Origin of the sequence: Pseudomonas sp. Sample_9, assembly GCF_004307535.1 — a bacterium.
GTDB classification, from domain to species: Bacteria; Pseudomonadota; Gammaproteobacteria; order Pseudomonadales; family Pseudomonadaceae; genus Aquipseudomonas; species Aquipseudomonas mercuritolerans.
Genome location: NZ_RAZO01000068.1, coordinates 10,518 through 15,725, shown reverse-complemented (window position 1 = coordinate 15,725; position 5,208 = coordinate 10,518). Strand labels below are relative to the sequence as shown.

Genomic DNA, 5,208 nt, shown 5'->3' with positions numbered 1-5,208 from the left:
CTCGCGAAAGCGCAGTGTCAGGCAATGACGATGTTGAATGTGCCGCCGCCTTCGCCAGCAAGCTCGCTCCCACAGGTTTTTGGCTGTCTATCCAAAATCGAGATAAATCAAAAGGCTGCATCTTTGGGCCGAAGGCAGATATTCTGCGCTTCACACTGGTACGGGAACCGATCAGTCTCTATGGCCAGCCACTGCCAGGATGAATTGCCCGACGCCAAAGGAGTGTTCGAATGAGCGAAAAAAAGCTGGAAACCACGGTTGACCGCGTCTACCAAGGGGTTTACGCGGCGATCAGCAAGCGTTCGTTGCGCCCGGGCATGAAGCTGGGCGAGGCCTCGCTGGCCGAGCTGTTCAATGTCAGCCGCACCTCGGTGCGGGCTGCGCTCAAGCAATTGGAGGCCGATGGTCTGGTGACGACCGAGCCCAACAAAGGCGCGTCGGTGTCGCTGCCCAGTGACGCAGAGCTGCGTTCCTTGTTCGAAACCCGGCGGCTGATCGAGATCGGCATCGTCACCGAACTGTGCCGGCGTAAAGACAGCGTTGCCATGCAGGATCTGCGTGAGCACTTGTTACTGGAAGATGCCGCGCATGCTGCCGGCGACCATGAACGACTGATCCATCTGCTCGGCGAGTTCCACCTCAAACTGGCGCGCAGCCTGAACAATCCGGTACTGCTCGACTGGTTCCAGAAGCTGATCTCCCGGGCCTCGCTGTATGCCGCCGCGCTCGATGACGACAGTCATCAAGCCTGCCGCGACGATGAACACCTGCGTTTGCTTGAGTACATCGAAGCCGGCAATCAGAGCGCCGCAATCGAACTGACCTGCACGCACCTCAACGGAATCGAGAAAGCGATCCTCGACGTCGCGGCAAAAATGAAAACCGGCTATCACCCACTCAAGCACTTGATTGGCGTCTGAATGGCTCTGCATCGCAAATCGGCTATACCTGCGATGAAACCAATGCGTTTTCACAGCCTCGAAACACACGGGCGTCGCGTCGTTGTAGCGTTGCGATAGATCGGAAAACCGCAAAAAAGGACACTGAGTCAGGCGATGCAGTTTTTATCCGAAAGCCACGGCTGTGAAGGCTGGAAAGGCGAAATGGCCGAACGCATCCGTGCGTTCGACTGGAGCCACACCGAACTGGGCGCGCTCGCCGAATGGCCGGCCAGCCTGTGCAACACCGTGCAACTGATGCTGGCTTCGCCGTTGCCCATGGTGATGCTGTGGGGGCACGCCGGCTACATGATCTACAACGACGCTTATTCCGAATTCGCCGGCGGCCGCCACCCCTATCTGCTTGGCGTCCCGGTTGAGCTGGGCTGGCCGGAAGTCGCCGAATTCAACCGCCACGTCGTTGACACCTGCCTGGCCGGTGGCACCTTGTCCTATCGCAACAAAGAGCTGGTATTGCTGCGCGACGGCGTGCCCGAAGACGTCTGGATGGATTTGTATTACAGCCCGGTGGCCAACGACGAAGGCGTGCCCGGCGGAGTCATGGCGATGGTGGTCGAAACCACCGAACTGGTTCACTCCGAGCGCCTGCGCCAGGCAGCCGAAGATGCCTATCGCGCCGACAATGAGCGCGTGCGTCTGGCGCTGAATGCCGGCGCATTGCTGGGCTCGTTTGTCTGGGACATCAAGAACAATCGCTTCTCCGCTGACGAACGTTTCGCCCGCACCTTTTCCTACCCGCCGGATCAGGACCTGAGCGATCTGCAACAAGAGATTGCCGAATCGCGCATTCATCCCGACGACCACCCATGGGTACGGGAACGGGTCGCCCATTGCGTGCGCACTGGCGAGCCGTACAACGCTGAATACCGTGTGCAGCGCGGCGATGGCCAATATCTGTGGGTGCTGGCCAGTGGTGCCTGCGAGTTCGATGAAGACGGGAGGCCGTTTCGCTTCCCCGGCGTGCTGATCGATATTCATGAGCGCAAGAATGCTGAAGAGTCGCTGCTCAAATTCACCCGCAACCTCGAACAGCGCGTGGCCGCCGAGGTGGATGCGCGACTGGCCGCAGAAGAACAGTTGCGTCAGTCGCAGAAACTCGAAGCCATCGGCGGCCTGACCGGTGGCGTTGCCCATGACTTCAACAATCTGCTGCAAGTGATCGCCGGCAACCTGCATTTGCTCGCTCGGCATGAGCCGAACAATGCCAACGTGCAGCGCCGGGTCGGGGCTTCGCTGGCGGCGGTCGAGCGCGGGGCCAAACTGTCTTCGCAACTGCTGGCATTTGCCCGGCGGCAACCGCTTTCACCCGCCGTGTGCAACCCCGAGCAGATTTTCGAAGGCGTTGGCGAGTTGCTGCAACGCGCCTTGGGCGAAACCATTCAGATCGACGTGCAACTGCCGCCGCAGCCTTGGCATATCAACGTCGACCGCAACCAGTTGGAAAACGCGATTCTCAATCTGGCGATCAACGCCCGCGACGCGATGAAGGGCGAGGGCGTCATCGGCCTCAGTGCCGCCAATGTCTGTCTGGACAGTGAATATTGTGCCGGCAAGGGCATCGCGGCCGGTGAGTATGTTCGCGTGGCGGTCACCGACACCGGCGTGGGCATTGCTCCACAAATGCTGGAACAGGTCTTCGAACCGTTCTTCACCACCAAGGCCGACGGCCAGGGCACCGGCCTCGGTCTGAGCATGGTTTTCGGCTTCGTCAAACAGAGTGGCGGCCACGTCGAGATCGACAGCAAGCTCGGCGAAGGCACGCGGGTGCAGTTGTATTTCCCGCGCAGTCTGCGTCCGGTTCGCGAAGAGACCGCCAGTGTCGGCGAACGCAAGAGCGGTGGCCACGAAACCATTCTGGTGGTGGAAGACAATGACGCCGTGCGCGCTTCGGCGGTGGAGTTGCTGCGCGAAGAAGGTTATCGGGTGATGACCGCGTGCAATGGCGACGTGGCCATGCAGATGTTGCTGGAAGGCATCGAGATCGATCTGATCTTCACCGACGTGGTCATGCCCGGGCTGATCAAGAGTTCCGATCTGGCCGCGTGGGCCAAGGTGCAGACGCCGCCGGTGCCGGTGCTGTTCACCTCCGGGCATACCCGCGACATCATTTCCCGCGACCACCAGCTCAGCCCCGATACGCATCTGCTCGGCAAACCCTACAGCCCGCAAGCGTTACTGCAGATGATTTGCGAGGTGCTCGGCACCTGATGCCGAGCGCTGCCCAGTTTTTCAATCAAGGCAGGCCGATGATTTCCAAGCGCAATTCCAAAGCACCCGCCGGCATGGTTCGTGTGCGCGGCGCCCGCGAACATAACCTGAAGAACGTTGATGTCGATATTCCGCGCGATGCGCTGGTGGTGTTCACCGGTGTCTCCGGTTCGGGCAAGTCGTCGCTGGCGTTTTCCACGCTGTATGCCGAGGCCCAGCGGCGGTATTTCGAATCGGTGGCGCCGTACGCGCGGCGGCTGATCGATCAGGTCGGCGTGCCGGATGTCGATTCCATCGAAGGACTGCCGCCCGCCGTCGCTTTGCAACAGCAGCGCGGCACGCCAAGTGCGCGTTCGTCGGTGGGCAGCGTGACGACGTTATCGAGCCTGATCCGCATGCTCTATTCCCGCGCCGGCAGTTATCCGCCGGGGCAGCCAATGTTGTATGCCGAAGACTTTTCACCGAACACGCCGCAGGGCGCCTGCCCGGAGTGTCACGGACTTGGTCGCGTCTATGAAGTGACCGAAGCGCTGATGGTGCCGGACCCGAACCTGACCATCCGCCAGCGCGCCGTGGCGTCCTGGCCCTTGGCGTGGCAGGGGCAGAACCTGCGCGACATCCTGGTGACCATGGGCATCGATGTCGACATTCCGTGGAAAAAACTGCCGAAAAAGCAGCGCGACTGGATTCTCTTCACTGAAGAGACGCCGACGGTGCCGGTGTACGCCGGGCTGACCCCGGAAGAAACCCGCGTCGCTCTCAAGCGCAAGATGGAACCGAGTTATCAGGGCACCTTCACCGGCGCCAGGCGCTACATCCTGCACACCTTTACCCACTCGCAAAGTGCGCTGATGAAGAAGCGCGTTTCGCAGTTCATGCGCGGTAGCCCGTGCCCGTTGTGCGAGGGCAAGCGGCTCAAGCGCGAGGCATTGTCGGTGACCTTTGCCGGTTACGACATTGGTGAGTTGTCGCAGATGCCATTGCTGCAAGTGGCCGAGGTGCTGCGGCCGGTAGCGGCGGCGAATTATCTGGAACAGGCCGAGGAGAGCGGCGACACCCTCAGCCATGCGCAAACCCGCGAGGCGCGTCAGCAGCGGGTCGCCCATGGCGCCAGCGGGCATGCCAGCGCGCCGGACGTGCGCCACACGCCGAACCTGTCGCTGGAAAAACGTCTGGCGGCGCAACGCATTGCTGAGGATTTGCTGGAGCGGGTCAGCACCCTGACCGATCTCGGCCTGGGTTATCTCGCGCTGGAACGCAGTACGCCGACCTTGTCGTCGGGCGAGTTGCAGCGCTTGCGCCTGGCCACGCAATTGGGTTCGCAGCTGTTCGGGGTGATTTATGTCCTGGACGAACCGTCTGCCGGTCTGCATCCGGCGGATGGCGAGGCGTTGTTCGAGGCGTTGCAGCGCTTGAAGGCGGACGGCAACACATTGTTTGTGGTCGAGCATGATGTCGAAACCATGCGCCGTGCCGACTGGCTGATCGACGTCGGTCCGGCAGCGGGCGAGAAGGGCGGGCGCGTGCTGTACAGCGGTCCGCCTGCGGGACTCGCTGATGTTGCAGATTCGCAGACCCGCGCCTATCTGTTTGCCGAAAACCAACGCCCTGAGCGCGCCGCGCGCAAGCCGAGCGGATGGCTGAAGCTCGACGGCGTCACCCGCAATAACCTGAATAATCTCAGCGCCGAATTCCCCTTGGGCTGTTTCACCTCGGTGACCGGCGTATCGGGTTCTGGCAAATCGAGTCTGGTCAGTCAGGCCTTGCTGGAACTGGTCGGCGCGCAGCTGGGCCGTCCGGTGGCCGAGGCAGATTCAGAAGAACCGAGCCTGGAAGATGACGCGCCGCCGCCGCCCAGCACCGGGCAGATCAGCGCCGGGCTGGAGTCGATCAAACGCCTGGTGCAGGTTGATCAGAAACCCATTGGACGCACGCCGCGCTCCAATCTGGCGACTTACACCGGCTTGTTCGACAACGTGCGCAAGCTGTTCGCCGCGACTCCCGAAGCGCAAGCGGCGGGCTATGACGCCGGGCAGTTTTC

Annotated in this window: 4 protein-coding genes; all 4 read left to right on the top strand. The window is 61.6% G+C overall.

The window, feature by feature from the left end; translation table 11 throughout:
- On the top strand, positions 1 to 203 hold a 203-nt coding region (locus tag D6877_RS29545; protein ID WP_206662971.1), incomplete at its 5' end, for a hypothetical protein.
- A 27-nt stretch (positions 204 to 230) separates the two neighbouring features.
- Positions 231 to 920, top strand: coding sequence for a GntR family transcriptional regulator (locus tag D6877_RS04125; RefSeq protein WP_016774461.1), 690 nt, complete (start codon positions 231 to 233; stop codon positions 918 to 920).
- A 135-nt stretch (positions 921 to 1,055) separates the two neighbouring features.
- The gene (locus D6877_RS04120) at positions 1,056 to 3,167 is read left to right on the top strand and encodes a PAS domain-containing hybrid sensor histidine kinase/response regulator (protein ID WP_130909937.1); all 2,112 of its coding nucleotides are present in this window, start codon (positions 1,056 to 1,058) and stop codon (positions 3,165 to 3,167) included.
- Positions 3,168 to 3,205: 38 nt separating this feature from the next.
- Positions 3,206 to 5,208: excinuclease ABC subunit A (locus D6877_RS04115; RefSeq protein WP_130909939.1), on the top strand; the 2,003-nt coding region annotated here is incomplete at its 3' end.